Origin of the sequence: Shewanella sp. SP2S2-6, assembly GCF_031931965.1 — a bacterium.
In the GTDB taxonomy this organism is placed as follows: domain Bacteria; phylum Pseudomonadota; class Gammaproteobacteria; order Enterobacterales; family Shewanellaceae; genus Shewanella; species Shewanella baltica.
This window is the reverse complement of record NZ_JAUOEQ010000030.1, coordinates 42,064-58,714: the sequence shown is the minus strand read 5'-3', so window position 1 is coordinate 58,714 and position 16,651 is coordinate 42,064. Positions and strand designations below refer to the sequence as shown.

General features: G+C 39.1%; 13 protein-coding genes and 2 pseudogenes. 13 read left to right on the top strand and 2 right to left on the bottom strand.

Annotation, left to right across the window (positions count from 1 at the left end; translation table 11 throughout):
• Positions 1-920 (bottom strand): annotated as a pseudogene (locus Q4Q57_RS17260) (flagellar hook-length control protein FliK); the annotation flags it as partial.
• Between the two features lie 219 nt (positions 921-1,139).
• On the opposite strand from Q4Q57_RS17260, the gene Q4Q57_RS17255 reads away from it, so the two are divergent.
• A complete protein-coding gene (locus Q4Q57_RS17255; protein ID WP_106651057.1) occupies positions 1,140-1,925 on the top strand; it encodes a VacJ family lipoprotein in 786 nt (261 codons plus the stop codon).
• A 120-nt stretch (positions 1,926-2,045) separates the two neighbouring features.
• Positions 2,046-3,149, top strand: coding sequence for a response regulator (locus Q4Q57_RS17250; RefSeq protein WP_106651056.1), 1,104 nt, complete (start codon positions 2,046-2,048; stop codon positions 3,147-3,149).
• Positions 3,150-3,244: 95 nt separating this feature from the next.
• Here Q4Q57_RS17250 and Q4Q57_RS17245 read toward each other — a convergent pair whose 3' ends face one another.
• Positions 3,245-4,747, bottom strand: a complete 1,503-nt coding sequence (locus tag Q4Q57_RS17245) for a peptide MFS transporter (protein WP_311891515.1) — start codon at positions 4,745-4,747, stop codon at positions 3,245-3,247.
• Positions 4,748-5,223: 476 nt separating this feature from the next.
• Between Q4Q57_RS17245 and rfaH the strand changes: the two genes are divergently transcribed.
• The 11 genes and pseudogenes from rfaH to Q4Q57_RS17185 all read left to right on the top strand — a co-directional run bounded on the left by rfaH (position 5,224) and on the right by Q4Q57_RS17185 (position 16,651).
• Entirely contained in the window at positions 5,224-5,730 is a 507-nt protein-coding gene (gene rfaH / locus Q4Q57_RS17240; RefSeq protein WP_115334226.1) for a transcription/translation regulatory transformer protein RfaH, read from the top strand.
• A gap of 770 nt (positions 5,731-6,500) precedes the next feature.
• Positions 6,501-8,987 (top strand): SLBB domain-containing protein, encoded by a 2,487-nt coding sequence (locus tag Q4Q57_RS17235; protein ID WP_311891514.1) that lies wholly within the window; start codon positions 6,501-6,503, stop codon positions 8,985-8,987.
• Positions 8,988-9,101: 114 nt separating this feature from the next.
• Positions 9,102-9,515: a type VII toxin-antitoxin system MntA family adenylyltransferase antitoxin gene (mntA, locus tag Q4Q57_RS17230; protein WP_311891513.1), complete on the top strand. Its 414-nt coding sequence runs from the start codon at positions 9,102-9,104 to the stop codon at positions 9,513-9,515.
• 3 nt (positions 9,516-9,518) lie between these two features.
• The gene (hepT, locus tag Q4Q57_RS17225; RefSeq protein WP_220777718.1) at positions 9,519-9,956 is read left to right on the top strand and encodes a type VII toxin-antitoxin system HepT family RNase toxin; all 438 of its coding nucleotides are present in this window, start codon (positions 9,519-9,521) and stop codon (positions 9,954-9,956) included.
• Between the two features lie 80 nt (positions 9,957-10,036).
• Positions 10,037-10,493 (top strand): annotated as a pseudogene (locus Q4Q57_RS22120) (four helix bundle protein).
• 216 nt (positions 10,494-10,709) lie between these two features.
• Complete coding sequence (locus Q4Q57_RS17210; RefSeq protein ID WP_311891511.1) at positions 10,710-11,681, top strand: Wzz/FepE/Etk N-terminal domain-containing protein; 972 nt, start codon at positions 10,710-10,712, stop codon at positions 11,679-11,681.
• A 115-nt stretch (positions 11,682-11,796) separates the two neighbouring features.
• The gene (locus tag Q4Q57_RS17205; RefSeq protein WP_311891510.1) at positions 11,797-12,786 is read left to right on the top strand and encodes an exopolysaccharide biosynthesis polyprenyl glycosylphosphotransferase; all 990 of its coding nucleotides are present in this window, start codon (positions 11,797-11,799) and stop codon (positions 12,784-12,786) included.
• A gap of 62 nt (positions 12,787-12,848) precedes the next feature.
• A complete protein-coding gene (locus Q4Q57_RS17200) occupies positions 12,849-14,114 on the top strand; it encodes a hypothetical protein (RefSeq protein ID WP_311891509.1) in 1,266 nt (421 codons plus the stop codon).
• 32 nt (positions 14,115-14,146) lie between these two features.
• Complete coding sequence (locus Q4Q57_RS17195; RefSeq protein ID WP_311891508.1) at positions 14,147-15,088, top strand: polysaccharide pyruvyl transferase family protein; 942 nt, start codon at positions 14,147-14,149, stop codon at positions 15,086-15,088.
• Between the two features lie 46 nt (positions 15,089-15,134).
• Positions 15,135-15,953, top strand: a complete 819-nt coding sequence (locus Q4Q57_RS17190; RefSeq protein ID WP_311891507.1) for a glycosyltransferase family A protein — start codon at positions 15,135-15,137, stop codon at positions 15,951-15,953.
• 20 nt (positions 15,954-15,973) lie between these two features.
• Positions 15,974-16,651, top strand: coding sequence for a glycosyltransferase family 25 protein (locus Q4Q57_RS17185; RefSeq protein WP_311891506.1), 678 nt, complete (start codon positions 15,974-15,976; stop codon positions 16,649-16,651).

Here is a 16,651-nt window from a genome sequence, read left to right as displayed (position 1 = left end):
TGCGTCTGTGAATTTAGCGAACTTGAAGAGCCCGATGAGCTGTTAAGGTTCGTGAAAGGCCCTTTACTGGTATTCGAAAGCGGTATGCCAGCATCGTTTGCTGTTTTGTTTTTGACGCCTTCTGTACTCATATCTAACTTTTCTGGTTGAGTAGTGCTACCGCTTAACATAGTTGCCGGTGTATCTACCTTTGTCGTGGCAGTTTGTTTTGTTGGCTCAGGTAAAGAAACGATAGCTTCAAGTTTTTTTAAAAAGGAAGCGATGATCTGAACCGGTTCAACTTTGGCGATCACAATGTCAGAAGACAATTTATTTGTGGGAACCTGAGTTTCATTTACTGGCGCCCCAATAACGATTTCGAGTTTGCTCTGGATTGGGGTGAGTAATAAAATAGGTCGCCCTTGCTGAAAGGTTATTTTTGCTAAGAATTCTCCTTGATTCAGCTGAGGTCCAGAATCTTGTGCTACAACAGTGCCATTAGCAAATTGAAACGCTTTGTTAATAATGGTGACGTTTGGTAATGGGTAGCCTTGAGTTCGAGCCGCAAGAGCCGAAAGCTGCGCCTGAGATATGCCATTTTGTTGCGCCAAATTGATAACAGCCTCTGGAACTTTCAGCGCAATAGGCGTGGCTAGAGCAAGCAGTTGGCTGATGGGATTTTGAGTCGCTGCGGTTGTTGGTGGCGTGTTTTGCGTAATAGGCGTGACTAGAAAAGTATTAGCTGTCAATAATATTTGCCGCTGCTGAGCATTAACAAGCTTTAAATTATATTCTGTACCGTTTAGAATAATACTATCTCCTTCAGGCGAGATTTGCACCTGAGCTGGAATAGGGCGCGGAGAAGCATTGAGAGCATCAGCTTGGGCTGTCGCAGTATGTAACTGCGGGTTTTGACTGCTAACAAGTGGAATCGACTCCATTTATAGACCTTATATAGTTTATTCGGCGATACATTCGTTTTGTAAAATTAACAATTGACCAATTTTTTTTGCCAAGTATGCTTATGCGCCTTGTGACAACGGAACTGTCATACTGGATAGTATGCCACTAAGACGAATTATCTATATATCGTCATTTTTGTATTGTCACTTTAGCGAAAACTTGCTGCCTAAGCTGTACATTTATATTAAGAGAGCGATATGAAGTTAAAATGGATGGGATTATCTTTGGGGTTATTGCTGTTGCCTAAAGTGCAAGCGGCTGAAGTACCCGTATCAGATACCATTCAGCAGGAAACACCTGCTAAGGTACAAATCACCTATGATGATCCCCGAGATCCGTTCGAAGGCTTTAACCGTGCGATGTGGGATTTTAACTATCTCTATTTAGATAGATATTTATATCGCCCAGTTGCCCATGGTTACAACGATTACGTTCCTATGCCTGCTAAAACGGGCATCAATAATTTTGTACAGAATTTAGAAGAACCGAGTAGCTTAGTAAACAACGTGCTGCAGGGAAAGTGGGGCTGGGCGGCGAATGCGGGTGGACGCTTTACGATTAACACAACTGTTGGTCTATTAGGTGTCATTGACGTCGCAGATATGATGGGCATGAGCCGTAAGCAAGATGAGTTTAACGAAGTGCTTGGTTATTATGGCGTACCCAATGGACCTTATTTCATGGCACCGTTTGCGGGTCCTTATGTCGTGCGAGAACTCGCGTCTGATTGGGTTGATGGTCTATACTTTCCCTTGTCTGAGCTAACAATGTGGCAAACCATTGTTAAATGGGGACTTAAAAATCTTCACTCCAGAGCATCTGCGATCGATCAAGAGCGACTCGTTGATAATGCACTCGATCCCTATGCCTTTGTCAAAGATGCGTATTTACAACACATGGACTATAAAGTCTATGATGGTAATGTTCCTCAAAAACAAGATGATGATGAGTTACTCGAACAGTATATGCAAGAACTAGAGTAACCAATAGGCCGTACTTGACAGCATTTGTCTTTAGTATGCAAGTGTTCGCCTTATCGAATAACGTTATCGGTATGTTCACTTGAGTAATGGCAATGCGATGAATTCTATTCAGGAACTTTTATGGCGTTAAATGGTGTTGCGGTTCTTTTAGTTGAAGATGATCCTGTGTTTAGGCAGATTGTTGCAAGCTTTCTTGATAGTAGAGGCGCGCAAGTTACACAAGCCTGTGACGGTGAAGAAGGATTATCATTTTTCAAATCGCAGCACTTTGATGTTGTTCTTGCAGACTTAAGCATGCCTAAGCTTGGTGGGCTTGATATGCTTAAGGAAATGACAAGGTTAGCGCCACTGGTTCCTTCAGTTGTGATCTCAGGTAATAATGTCATGGCTGACGTTGTTGAAGCCCTAAGGATTGGCGCCAGTGATTATCTCGTTAAGCCAGTATCCGATTTATTCATCATCGAACAAGCCATTAAGCAAAGCCTACATAATTCCTACATTGATGATACCCAAGCCGCGGATTTTGAAGCCCTATCTCATCAAGAGTTAAGCGACAACCTCGCTTTGCTCGAGCAAAGTGTTGCCGCAGCCAAGCAAGTGCAGCAACAATTATTCCCCGCTTCAAACATCAGTTACCCTGCCGCCAAAGTTGACTACAGTTTGTATAAAAACAGTGACATTAGCAGTTACTTTATTGATTCAGCAATGGTCGGCACTGATCACTTGATCATGTATATGGCGCATTTATATCCCGAAGATAATAGAGCCGCTTTTGCCTGTGTTCTGCTGAGAAGTTTTGTTAATCAGAAGCTTAAAGATTTTCGAAATGGCCAAAGCCAAAGCATTATTGAACCATTCAATATGATGAGCTATTTGAACGAGCGTCTAGTTAAATCGGGACTCGATATCAAAGCGGATATGATTTATGTCTCCATTGAGCTAACTAAGTACCGTGCTGCTATCGCACAGGCTGGGAAGGGACTGCGTTGTTATCTGCGTAATGACGAGGGATTAAGCCCGCTAGCGCTTTCAGAGAGCCTACAGCTGGGCGTATTAGATTGGGGTAAGCCGAGCATTCAGTTCCGCAGTATTTTACCGCAAGAGCAGTTGTGTATTGCGACCAGTGAGCCTGAACATAAACAGGCTTTGCTTGATAATAAATTTAAGGGGTTGGTTTACGATGCCACAATCCCCGAAGGTGGCTTCCTACAGTTGAGCCTCTAGTTCGTCTTAAATGAAATCAGTATTCAGTCCAAATTCGACATAAAAAAACGCCTTACTAATGCTAGTAAGGCTTTTTTTTACAGTCGCAGAGCTTATTAGCGTTTTATTGCTTCATGCTCAGCGGTAACGGCTATTTCGTCTTCTAAGGCTTCGGCTTCAGTATGATGCTTAGTTTCAGCGCCATGCATCCAATCCACTAATTTATCAGCCATAAAATACAGAATAATGCCTGAGAGAGCTGCTGTGATGGCAATACCAGAGAAAATCGCCATTGCATTGGCCAGTTGTTCTTCTTTTTCTCCGCCATGGCCGATGAATGAACCTATGTACCCAGCCGTTAAATTTGCAATAAAAATGAATGTAAACCAAGCGCCCATTAAGAGTGAGATCATTCTCAGTGGAGCCAGTTTAGTCACCATAGATAAGCCAATTGGGGATAAGCAAAGTTCACCCATAGTATGGAAGAAATAAGCGCCCACTAACCACCACATACTTGATTTGGCTGATGCATCACCGCCCATCTCGAGGACTGCACCAATCATAAATAGGAAGCCTGTTCCCAATAAAACTAGACCGAGCGCAAATTTTACTGGCGAATTTGGTTCATTATTACCTAATCTTATCCAGATCGAAGCCACAACTGGGGCAAATAACACAATGAATATTGCATTGAGCGACTGAAAATATGTCGTTGGCACTTCCCAACTACCAATCATACGGTCTGTAAACTCGTTTGTGAACAAGTTCATTAGGCCACCTGCTTGCTCAAAACCAGCCCAGAAAATAATTGTAAATAGGCCCATGATCATAATAACTTTGATGCGATCTCGCTCGACCTTGGTAAGAGGCTCACTTCTTACTTGCCCCCGTCGCTGGTTTAACTCACGTTCCAATTTTGCCGCTGGCTCTTTACCAATATCACCTAATAGTTTCTGTGCTAAAAAGAATTGAATAACCAATGAAAGAAGCATACCTATACCAGCGCACACAAATCCTGCTTGCCAGTTTTTGACAAAGACCTCTTTTCCGTCTAATAGCTGAATACTACCAAAACCTTCATAAGCTTCTGCGACTAAAATACCGGCAAGCGCTGCACCAACGTTTATCCCCATATAAAAAACAGTAAAGGCACCATCTCGTCTGTGGTCTCCTTCATTATATAAGTCACCTACCATTGTAGATATATTAGGTTTAAATAGGCCGTTGCCTAATATCAAGCTTGCCAAACCACAGTAGAAGACAGTTGTCTCGAATCCTAAAATCCATGCATGTGGAGTTGCCAGCAAAAACTGGCCAGCAGCCATCATGGTACCACCAATGTAAATAGCTTTGCGTTGGCCTAAAAAGTTATCTGCTAGCCAACCGCCAAGAAGAGGCGTGAGGTAAACAAGTCCTGTAAACCATGCGTATAGTCGAAGAGCATCTGCGGATGTCCAACCTAACCCTCCACCTTGATTGGCTACTTGATCTGTTAAATAAAACACCAAAATGGCGCGCATTGCATAATAACTAAAACGTTCCCAAAGTTCTGTTGTAAACAGCAGGAACAATCCCTTAGGATGCCCAAGCATCGTTCCTTGTGGTTTTGCTACGCTCATGAAGTATTCCACCTTAAGCTCGTGATTGCCTGTGGGCCCCTGAAACAGGATGATGTCACCACAGAAAAATGGTTGTTGCTCGTCCCCATATCGCCTGCAGGTTTAATCAGCAATCAATTCATACAAATGCATTCATTAATTGTTGAATAACCGCTAGTTACGTATGGGTTATTGTTACGTTTTTATAATAAAAGTAATATTTTTAGCTGTGAAATGAGTATTTTCGCTAAAATCCCACCTTATATACCCCTTAAAAGCAACCAAAGTCAATTTTGGTAAACCAAGTGGTGACATTATCAGCAATGTAGTATTACCGTGCTTTTAGATGTGAATTCGCTAATCTAAGTGCGCATTGTATGTATACCGAGCGAGATGTCAGAGAACGGCGAAAAACTGCTTCCATCGACTTAAGCATCTTTGCTATGATTGCCGCCCGTGAATGGACGTCACTTAAAATAGGGTAGTGAGATTAGCGTATGAAGGCATGGTACCTTTTGTATTGTAAGCCTCGTAGTGAAGCGAGAGCACAACAGAACTTAGCACTTCAAAATTTAGAGACGTATTTACCTATGGTCTCTGAAGAGAAATCTCAACGCGGGCGGAAACAAGTCTGTCGTGTACCATTATTCCCTAATTATTTATTCATCAATTTCGACCCAAGCCAAACAAGTGTTAGGCAGGTCCACTCTACTCGTGGTGTGAATCGAATCGTTAATTGTCAAGAAAAAATGACGCCCATTGACGACAGAATTATCCATGCCATTCGCATGAAAGAATTAACGCCTTCCCAAACGGTATTAGCCGAAGTACCAGAGCTAAAAACTGGGGAAAAAATTCGTTTTACTGATGGACCATTTGTTGATTTAGAAGGTATTTTCCAAGAAAAATGCCCGAACAAGCGTTGTCACGTTCTATTCAACATAATGGGACAAATAAAGACAGTTACAGTGCCAGAACAAACTGTTGAGCGGGTTAGTATTTAGCGAGTTGGATCACACTTCATTGTCAGACTTAAGATGAAGTTTTTGTAAGACATTAGCTATTTTAGTGATTATTGCTTTTTGCCTACAATAAATAAAAATCATTGAAAAATCTATAAATCAATGAGTTACAGGTTGTCTGAAATAGTTGGTTGGTTTGGCAATAAATTGTTGTTCAAAATTTGAACAAACACCTTGTGTTTGCTTGTTAATTAACCAGCTAAAACTGAAAGTTTACAGTAGACTTGTAAAACTCAATGTTGTGATAATGTTTTAATAATCTGGTCGCCCATCGTGGAGGCTAGCTAAGTGTTAAATGTGGATATTGAGGCAAAGACGACAATTAGCCTAGTTAAGCTATTTGTTTTTGCTTACCCAAAGTAGAAATTGCTCGGCGTGTTTTCTCACAAGTTTGATGATGTTACTCGCTAGGAATACTAAAGGATTAGAGCCATGCGATTCTTTATATCAAAGAATGTTATAGCTTTATTGCTTGAAAAATATGAATTTTCGCGACGCGAAGGGCAATATAGAAGCCGCAATCTATGGGCGGTAGCGTGCCTGAAGGGCATCGAATGAATAGTTTCATTCGTTAAGCGAACTCCGAAGGCCTCCGGCCGCCACGCGGATCGGTAGCGTGCCAGAAAGGCATTATGTATTTCAGTTTATGTAAAGACATCAAGCTGTTTACTGCTCAAACGTAGAACAAATTGTGCTACATCTAAATTCTAAAAAATAAGTTTTGCCCCAATTTTTATAAACGGAGATATCTGGTGCTACGACAAGTCAAAAAATTCATCATACTAGGCATAAGTGCCGCGATTTTGATGGGCGCGCAGGCTAATGCCATTACGCCATCTCCGCAGATGATCGAGCAGTTCAAAGCATTACCTAAGTCTGAACAAGAAAGATTAGCACGCCAATATGGTGTTGACCCTTCAATCATAACTGGGGCTGGTGCTACAGCGACAGTTGTTGAAAATCCTACAGTAGTGACTCCGCGCGCGGCGAAAAATAATGTGGTTGATCAATCAGAGAGCGATCAGTTAAATCAAGCGACTAAGTCAGAATCTACGGTTGAGGCAATTGAAGACAAGAAAGAAAATCAACTCAAACGTTTTGGCTACGATCTCTTTGCGGGTTCACCAAGTACATTTGCGCCAGTTAGCGATGTACCTGTACCTGCTGAGTATATGATTGGTCCTGGTGATAGTCTGAATGTTCAGTTGTTCGGTAAAGAAAATAACCAATACACATTAACAGTGGGCCGTGATGGTGCCATTCAGTTTCCTAATTTAGGGCCTATATCGCTAGTTGGTTTGAGTTTTGCTGAGGTGCGCGAATTATTACAGCAAAAGATTAGCCAAAGCATGATCGGCATTGAATCAAATATCACTATGGGCGAATTACGCTCAATCCGCATTTTCGTTGCAGGTGATGCTTTCCAACCAGGCTCTTACACAGTTTCAAGTTTATCGACAATTACTCAAGCCCTATTTATCTCTGGTGGCGTGAACCAAATTGGTAGTTTACGCAATATTCAAATTAAGCGTGCTGGTAAAACGGTAGGCCACTTAGACTTATATGATCTTCTGCTTCGCGGGGATGCCTCTGGGGATATTCGTTTACAATCTGGTGATGTCGTATTCATTCCATCTTCAGGTGGTTCGGTGAGTGTGATGGGGGAGGTTCGTCGTCCCGCTATTTATGAACTCAAAAATAATGAAACAATGGCCGATGTTATTCGCATGGCGAGTGGTCTAAACCCAGGCGCTTATCCTAAAGCGAGTACGGTTGAACGTTTCAGTAACGAATCAGTTAAAACCGTAATCAGTGTAGATTTAACCGAAAATGCGGGTTTAAACACCTTAGTTAAAAATGGTGACCTTTTAAATGTAAGATCGGCCTCAAGTCGTATCGATAATGCGATTACTGTCGCTGGTGCTGTCGTTCGACCTGGTAAGTATCAATGGACGAAAGGTCTGACCGTTGCGGATTTACTTCCTTCAATTTGGGGTGACCTCACTATTTCAGCTGATTTGGATTATGCCTTACTAGTACGTGAGATAAATCAGCGCGGTGATATTCAAGTTGAGCGTATTGCCCTCGGACGCGCAATAGGTGAGCCTAAATCACACTACAATCCTCAATTAAATCCGCGTGATTCAATCATAGTGTTTGATTATGCAGACCGCGAAGCGTTGCTAAAGCCAATAATTCAAAAACTTAGAGAACAAAGCCGTTTTGGCGACGCTGCTAAGTTGGTCAGTATTAATGGAAATGTGCGTTTCCCAGGTCAATATCCCATCACCATTAATGCAGATGTTAAAGAGCTACTTATCGCTGCCGGTGGTTTAGAGGAAGGTGCTTATACACTCTCTGCGGAATTAACACGCCAACAGGTTTCTGAGCAAAATGGGGTGTCAGTTGAGCATGTGCAGCTAAGCTTAGACCGCGTAATGCAAAATGATCCATCTGCAAATATTAAGCTACAAAGCCGCGACATTCTAACTGTTCGCACCCTTCCAGATTGGCAAGATACTCGTTGGGTAACCATTAAAGGGGAAGTCAAGTTCCCCGGTACCTATAGCATTCAACGCGGTGAAAGCTTAAAGGATGTTCTTGCTCGTGCAGGCGGCTTAACGAGTGATGCCGCTCCTCGCAGTGCGGTATTTTTACGTAAATCAGTAAAAGATAAAGAGCAACTTGAGTTATCAAAACTCGCTGATGAATTACGCCGAGAGATTGCCGCGAAAGCGTTGACCAAAGATACCCCAACTATTGGCTATAACGATTCACAGCAAATGCTCAATGAGCTCGAGAATGTCAAAACGGTGGGTCGATTAGTTGTTGATATCAATGCAATCCAACTGGGTATCGATAGTGCTAACCTAATTCTTGAAGATGAGGATGCGTTGTACATTCCTGCGACTAATCAAACCGTGTCAGTCATGGGCCAAGTACAGCACCCAAGCACACATAGATATAAACAAGGTCTAACATTCGATCAATATTTAGCATTATCTGGTGGCGCCCGTAAACGTGCCGATGAATCACGCTCTTATGTACTGAAAGCTGATGGCTCAGTCCAAATGCCTGAATCATCTTTTTGGTTTAATGGCGGTAGTGCCATGGAACCAGGCGATACCATAGTTGTACCACTAGATACTGAATATAAAGATAACCTAACCTTATGGTCACAGATAACCGGCATTATTTATAATACTGCAATTGCTGTATCGGTAATCTCAGGGCTGTAAAACGAAGATGTAAGGGTGTTGCTTCGCAACTTCTAGCGCGCAGCACAAAACGCTGCTGCTGGCAGCGAAGCGCCCTTGCTTCTCGCAATCGCTCTGCTTTTCCACGGAGGTACCATGACTGAGCAAGAATTTAACCGTTGCAAGATGCAGTTGTTGAAATTGGCTGATGCAGATAAGCAAATAAACGCGCTTTGGCTATACGGTTCGCACGCTAAGGGATTGGCTCATGAGCACAGTGATTTAGATTTAGCTGTGCAGTTTACCTCCTTTGAGCCAGATATTTTTGCTCGGCGTATGCGCCCCGAGATGCTTTTACTGGATTGGCAGCAAAGTTTACAGCTACGTGATGGTCAATTGTCGGTGATTGACCTTATGCAAGCACCCATACTGCTTGGTATCGAAGTCCTACAAGCCAATACCCTTTGGTATTGCCGCGAGCGAGGTTTAATGCTGCAAGGTGTGGGTAAAATCATGTCGCGATATGAAACCGACTATCTACAGCAGGTAAAAGACTACAGCATCGAGTGATACATGAGCGATAACATAAAACATGACGGGTATTTAGCGGCAATGCGTGTCCATGTGCAGCAGTGCCAAAGTGATTTAGAAGAACTGCGTAACCACTTTTTGCAGGCACCACTTGATAAATATCAGCGTTTGGCTTTACAACGTTTAATGCAAATAAGCATTGAGTCAGCAATTGGTATTGCCAAACATTGGGCGCAACAAGTAAACCAACGTCCAATATTGGAGGCCTATCAAGCTTTTGATATTTTAAATAATGCAGGCTTACTTAAAGGCAATGCGCCTTGGCGTCAGATAATTGGCATGCGTAATGTGTTGGTGCATGATTATTTGAATCTGGACGAACCATTGCTAGAAGTTGTCATCCGCCAGCAGTTATACGCGGTAATTTTTGATTTTTGCTATCAAGGATTAGCGGCGCTAGAACGGCCTTCGGCCTGCTAGTACGCCACTGCATGGCTCTAGGATTTGGGCCCTAGGCCCTAGAAGTGCAGCGTCCTAGTTTCTGCTTTTAAGGCGCCTCAATGCGATTCGAACAACTGGATGTTTGGAAACGCGCTTGTCGCCTTTCATGTGATGTTTATAAGGAACTTAAAAATTGCCGAGATTATGGGCTCAGAGATCAGATGACCAGAGCGGCAGTTTCTATTCCCTCAAACATTGCTGACAAAAGTGCAGGAGCAACTTTTGAACGATGTGATTTTTCATCGGCCTCGTAGAGGTGAGGTACATGGATGTATCGAATAAGGCGAGGAACGTGAGTCGAATGCAGAGTCCGCAAGATTTTTTTATTTTGCAAAAGGCTCATCTGGGGAACTGATTACTCAGATATATATTGCGATAGAAATTGGCGTGATAGACAAGCAAAACGGAATGACTCTTATCAAAGAGGCTAAAGAAATTTCAGCAATGATTGCTTCTTTGATAAAAATACGAAAAGGCAGTGTCCGAGAAGAGTCCGCAGATTATGAAAGTACTTAAAAACTAGGACGGCCTTCGGCCTCTAGGACGCAGCAAAAAGCGTTGCTGCTAGAACGTTCGCAAGCTCGCTCTAGGCCCTAGCACCTAGCACTTAGGACGCTTCGCTCTCGGCGCTAGCCCCTAGAAGCGCAGCGCTCTGCTTTTCCTAACACTTTCTTTAAATATCTTTAAGCTTTCCTAGGGCCTAGCACCTAGGGCCTAGAACCTGAAGAACCAATGAACACACAAATTACTCAAAACCCAAACACATACCAATCCGACGCAAGATTTCCTCAAGTGCAAGACGACGAAATCGATCTTCGCGAATTGTTCTCCGTCATCTGGCAAGGCAAATGGCTCATCATTGCCATTACTGCCGTTTTTGCCATTGGTTCTGTGGTGTTTGCTATAATGCAACCCAATATCTATAAGTCTGAGGCATTACTAGCTCCTGCATCAGAACAGCAAGGTGGAGGCTTGAGTGCCTTAGCCTCTCAATTTGGCGGTTTAGCCAGTCTTGCTGGAGTGAATTTAGGTGGTAAAGGGGGGACGGATAAAACCCAACTTGCTATTGAAGTATTAAAATCCCGTCAATTTACCAGTGATTTTATTCAAAAACATAATATTCTCGCCGTCTTAATGGCTGCCAAAAAGTGGGATAGAGATCAAGATAAAGTTCTCTATGATGAAGATACATATATATCAGAGACGAATACTTGGGTACGCGATGTAGAACCACCATTTAAACCTGAGCCCTCAATGCAGGAAGCTTATAAAGAATTTAGCAAAATCTTTTCTGCAAATAGTGATAAAGAAACGGGAATGGTGACGCTATCCGTAGAACATTTATCCCCAACGGTTGCAGAGCAATGGGTCACTTGGTTAATTGAAGATATTAATAAAGTGATGAAAGAGCGCGATGTAGCTGAAGCTAATCGCAGCAGTGAGTTTTTAAATAAACAAATCGCCTTAACCAATGTTGCCGATATTAAGACAATTCTTTATAAGCTAGTCGAAGAGCAAGCCAAAACTATAATGTTTGCCGAAGTACGCGATGAATATGTGTTTAAAACCATAGACCCTGCATTTGCACCCGAAGAAAAGGCTAAACCTAAACGCGCGTTAATATGTGTACTAGGCACCATTTTTGGGGGGATGTTAGGTGTGATGTTTGTATTGGTAAGGCATTTTATAAGAAAAGAAGATTAGGATTTTATTGTGTGGTACTAGAATGGCTTTCAGTCTACTAGAACCTAGAACCTAGAACCTAGAACCTAGAACCTAGAACCTAGAACCTAGAACCTACTAACAATTGGTTTATTGTATGAATATACGTGTAAATGAAACGGTAGATACTGAAGAGTTTCAACCAATTAAAACAGTAATTAAACGTTTTAAGTCAAAACGACAGGTACTCACTCAGGAAGTTATTTATGTCTATTGCCCTAAAGATAGGGAATTAGAAATCGGTGAAATTATTGATGACTATTCATTTGATATGGTCGTTAATGACTACAGCATTACTGATCTAAGTTGTAAAGTAATTTGCCACTTTGAAAGTGCGCGTTTAACTAAAGAACAACGACAGTTTTTGGTTAAGGCTACTGAGCTTGGCGCTTGGGTTGAACCTCTGGTCAGTTATTTAGATGAAAGACTAGGCTACACTGAAGTGCGTTTACTCCATAGTGGTTATTTTTTACATCAAAAAGCATTTTCTATTCTATCGACAAAGCGTACGCAGCTCGCTAAGAGAATTATTGATCTTTTTGCCGCTCTTTTGCTTTGTATTATTGCAATACCGTTAGGATTATTAACTGCACTGGCAATAAAACTTGAGAGTCCAGGTCCGGTTTTTTATAAGCAGCGCCGTACTGGTCAATATAATGATGAATTTGAAGTGATAAAATTTCGTTCCATGCGTAACGATGCAGAAAAATCAGGTGCGCAATGGGCAAGTCAGAATGATGCGCGTGTAACAAAAGTGGGTAACTTTATACGTAAAACCCGTATCGATGAATTACCGCAAATTATTAACATTCTAAAAGGCGAAATGTCGATTGTCGGTCCAAGACCCGAGCGTGAAGTCTTTATCGCTGAGTTAGAAAAAGAAATTCCCTATTATCGTTTCCGCCATGCGGTTAAACCAGGAGTTACAGGGTTAGCACAAGTCAGTTATCCCTATGGCGCCTCGGTTGAGGATGCGGTATGGAAACATAAATATGATATTTACTATATTAAACATCACAGTACTTTATTAGATATAAAAATTCTGCTTAAGACTGTTAAAGTTGTTTTATTTGGAATGGGAAGGTAATGTGATTGCAAATATCAATATTTTTAGTAAGTGTAATTTACGTTTAGGTATTTTAAAATACGATGAGCTTTAAAGAGATTTCATTTTATGCGGCCGCTTCCAGAGGAGTTAAGTTACTTTCTGGGCCAGTTACTTTGCTTTTTATTTCTAAATACTTATCATCAGAAGAGATAGGTTTTTATTATACTTTTTTTAGTCTGATTTCTATACAGCAACTGGCCGAACTAGGTCTAGGGCATACATTAAAGCAGTTTATTGCGCATGCATACCATGAAAATGAAGGTTCTTGGAGTGATAAATCAAAGTTAGAAATAAAAAATTATATTATTTTCGGACTTAAGTGGTTCTCCGTTGTTTCATTGTTTGTTTTATTTTTTGTAGGTCCACTTGGCTTTTATTTTTATGCTCAATATTCTGGACCTGTAGAGTGGAAACTTCCGTGGGTATTATTAGTTATAGTTATAAGTTTTACTACTTTCCAATTGCCTTTTTTAATTGTGTTGGAAGCAATTCAAAAGCAGATTGTAATTTATAGGGCTCAGACTTTATCAGCATTAGTAAATAGCATTTGCATTTGTTTTTTTTTGCTAAATGATTTCTCTTTATTTACAATAGCTTTGAGTTTACTTGTAAGTAATATTTTTCTTTTTTTAAGTATTTTACCCCACTTAATTAAGCTTCATTTTTCAATGAAAACTGTTATTGGCACAAGCAATTTTAAAGAGATTTTTATTCAGCTATGGCCGCTATTTTCAAAAGTTGCCATAGTGTGGGGGTGTGGAGTTTTATTTTGGAATGGCTTTAATTTAGTTTCTTTTAAAATATTCGATGCCGAGTTTGCCGGTAAATTAATTTTTTCAATTAGTTTAGCAAGAGCAGGTTTTGGAATGGCGGAATCTATTTTGCAGGCTCAAACAACAGTTATAGCTAATAAATTAGCAACAGGCGAAAAAAATGTAGCAAAGAAAATATATGAAAATTACTATTTATTTTCAATATTATTTCTTATTTTAGGTTACATATTTTATATTATTGTGTACATATACTTCCCTAGTTTTTATTTATTTGATAAAACAGTTGATGTCAATTCTATGATAAGTATATTTATTTTTTTTCTAATTTTACTTCTTCTAACATCAAACAATAACTATATTCGATGCTTTAAAGTTGAACCATTTGTCTATGTTTCATTGTTTCATAGTATTATGGTTCCCTTAACATTTTATTATTTTAACAGTTTTGGATATTCTTTACTTCTATATCCATCTTGTATTGTTTTATTTATATCATTACTTTTTTCTAGAAAGATAGCTAGGAAATATATTTAATTACACATCTTGTCAAATGTTAGAAGGCTTATATGGAACTTAATAATCAATGGTTCAACACAATGCAATCTTTAAAAAATTGCCATCAAGTAATAGCTGATTTATTAGTTGATAAAAAAGTTGCATATGTAGATATTCCTATACATTTTAATGTGGGGGATCTTTTGATATATCTAGGAACTGAAGAGTTCTTTAAAAATAATGCAATAAATGTCATATATAGGTCTGATGCAAAGCACGTTCGCTGGAGTAAATTGAAAGATGCTGACGTAATTTTAATGCACGGTGGCGGTAACTTTGGTGATCTATATGATTCTGGTTGCCATCAATCTCTTCGTGAAGAAATTATACAACGATTTGAGAATAAAGTAATAGTTTGTTTACCGCAGACAATTTATTTTAACAGCGAGGAAAGAGAAGAAAGGAGTGCAAAAATTTTCTCTAAACATTCAAATTTTCATTTTTTTGTACGAGATAAAAAGAGCTTTAAAATTGCTGAAAAATTTTCTAATTTCGTAAAGTTGATGCCTGATATGGCACATAGTTTACATCCTCTTGTAGATGTAACAGAGGCTGGTCCATCAAATATATTTCCAAAGAAAAAATTAAACCTTGTTCGTGTTGATATTGAAGGTAACGGACATATAAAAAGAGAAATAGACAAAAAAACTTTTGATTGGCAGGATATCATAACTGTTCAAGACTTTATATTAAAACGACTTTATGATCTACTTATATTCATTACTCAAAATAAGTCAAATATGCTTTGGGAGTCTTTAAGTCGCTCCGTTTTTTTTAAGTCTGCCAGTTTTTTTAATCAGTATGATATAGTTTATACTGATAGATTGCATGGAGTAATATTCGCTTCTTTATTAGGTAAAGAAGTTTTTTTATATGATAATTCATATGGTAAAAATTCAACTTATTATGATTGTTGGTTGAAACCCAATCCATTTATATCTGTTTTGAAATAGTATCAATTTTTAGTTATCGTTTTTAACTGTCGACTTGAGTAGAACAATGAAATTTCTTTCAGTAATAATTCCAACTTACAATCGACCGTCAAAATTAAGTCGACTTTTATGCTCTTTATCAAAAAGTGACTCAATTAATGTAATTGTAATAGATGATGGTTCTGATTTTGTGCATGCCAAAAATAATGAGAAAATATGTTCTGATTTTGGGGTTCACTATAAATTTATTGATAACTCAGGTCCATCGAAGGCACGTTTTGAAGGATTATGTTTATCTAAAACTCAATTATCAATGTTTGTTGATTGTGATGATCTTGTATCACCTCAAATTTTTGAAATTTGCGCGAGATTATTTTCAGAGAATAAAACTATAGATTTAATTACTTTTAAAAGTACAGTTTTGAATCCTGAAGATATGAATGAGCCGACGTTATTTAATACCTCAGATTCAAATTATATCAAGTCTTCACATTTTAACTCATCATTTTATCGTGCTTGCATTGAAATATTATCTTTATCAATCAGAGCTAGTAGTGGTTGGAATCAGTCAAATACTGTTTACAGAACGACTTTCATTAAAAATGTCTACAAAGTTTGGAGTTTAGCTTGGGCGGAAGATATACCACTTAAAGTTTCTTTAGCTTTAGTTGCTAAGTCTATTTCAGTAAGAAGTCCATGTTTTTCATATGTAGAAAGATCTTACGGGCGTGGTTTTTCATATCGTTTCGAAGATGTGTTGGCGTTGAGTAAAAATTTATTCACTCTCCCTAATAATTATATTTTGGGTTTGATTTTTTTTATTATTTCTTTCTCTCGTTTTAGTATTTCACTTTTTGTTAAAAAGTTATCATCTTTTTATCGTTAAGTCGACTTATAGGTTGCCATATGTCTGAGTGTAAAATTAGAATATCAATTATTTCTTTAGAAGAGGATAAAGAGAGATGCTTGAAACTCGTGTCTCAAATTTCAAATTATAAATTAAACTGCAATGTTGTAAGTGCTGTTAATGGAAAAAGACTTACTGCTATTGAATATTTTATGTCTAGTAAATGCAACACGTCTAAACTTTTTGGAAGAACATTACTTTCACCGTCAGAGTTAGGATGTTTTTTAAGTCATAAAAAGGCACTTTATGATTTTATTAATTCGACTGATGAATGGTTATTGGTTTTGGAAGATGATGTAAGTGTTTGTGGCGACTTAAGTTATTTTTATGAACAAGTCCCTCTGTTGCCTAGAGATGGTATTTTTATTTTAGGTGGTCAGGATGGTTTGAAAAGTTTCTCTCGGGTTGTTTTATCAAATTATTCAGATGTAGTATGTAAAGTCAGATTTGGTACAAAGAGATGGTTGTATCGTACCTGTTGTTATTTAATAAGTAAGGAGGTAGCTGAAAAAATATTAATGTTGATGGAGGAGTTTCCTTATATGGCTGATGATTGGTCTTATATTTCTTCTAAAACAGGTATTAAAAATTTTTATTTTGCTAAAATGTTTTCTCACCCGGTCGATCTTAGTTATAGTAAAATTGAATTAGAAAGAGATTACTTATCTCAAAAATGA

Excerpts from the sequence above, each read along its gene's own strand:
- Q4Q57_RS17195 (WP_311891508.1), top strand. The coding sequence starts at position 14,147 with ATGGAACTTAATAATCAATGGTTCAACACAATGCAATCTTTAAAAAAT.
- Q4Q57_RS17210 (WP_311891511.1), top strand. The coding sequence starts at position 10,710 with ATGAACACACAAATTACTCAAAACCCAAACACATACCAATCCGACGCA.
- mntA (WP_311891513.1), top strand. The coding sequence starts at position 9,102 with ATGACTGAGCAAGAATTTAACCGTTGCAAGATGCAGTTGTTGAAATTG.
- Q4Q57_RS17245 (WP_311891515.1), bottom strand. The coding sequence starts at position 4,747 with ATGAGCGTAGCAAAACCACAAGGAACGATGCTTGGGCATCCTAAGGGA.
- Q4Q57_RS17205 (WP_311891510.1), top strand. The coding sequence starts at position 11,797 with ATGAATATACGTGTAAATGAAACGGTAGATACTGAAGAGTTTCAACCA.
- Q4Q57_RS17250 (WP_106651056.1), top strand. The coding sequence starts at position 2,046 with ATGGCGTTAAATGGTGTTGCGGTTCTTTTAGTTGAAGATGATCCTGTG.
- rfaH (WP_115334226.1), top strand. The coding sequence starts at position 5,224 with ATGAAGGCATGGTACCTTTTGTATTGTAAGCCTCGTAGTGAAGCGAGA.
- Q4Q57_RS17190 (WP_311891507.1), top strand. The coding sequence starts at position 15,135 with ATGAAATTTCTTTCAGTAATAATTCCAACTTACAATCGACCGTCAAAA.
- Q4Q57_RS17185 (WP_311891506.1), top strand. The coding sequence starts at position 15,974 with ATGTCTGAGTGTAAAATTAGAATATCAATTATTTCTTTAGAAGAGGAT.
- hepT (WP_220777718.1), top strand. The coding sequence starts at position 9,519 with ATGAGCGATAACATAAAACATGACGGGTATTTAGCGGCAATGCGTGTC.
- Q4Q57_RS17255 (WP_106651057.1), top strand. The coding sequence starts at position 1,140 with ATGAAGTTAAAATGGATGGGATTATCTTTGGGGTTATTGCTGTTGCCT.
- Q4Q57_RS17200 (WP_311891509.1), top strand. The coding sequence starts at position 12,849 with ATGAGCTTTAAAGAGATTTCATTTTATGCGGCCGCTTCCAGAGGAGTT.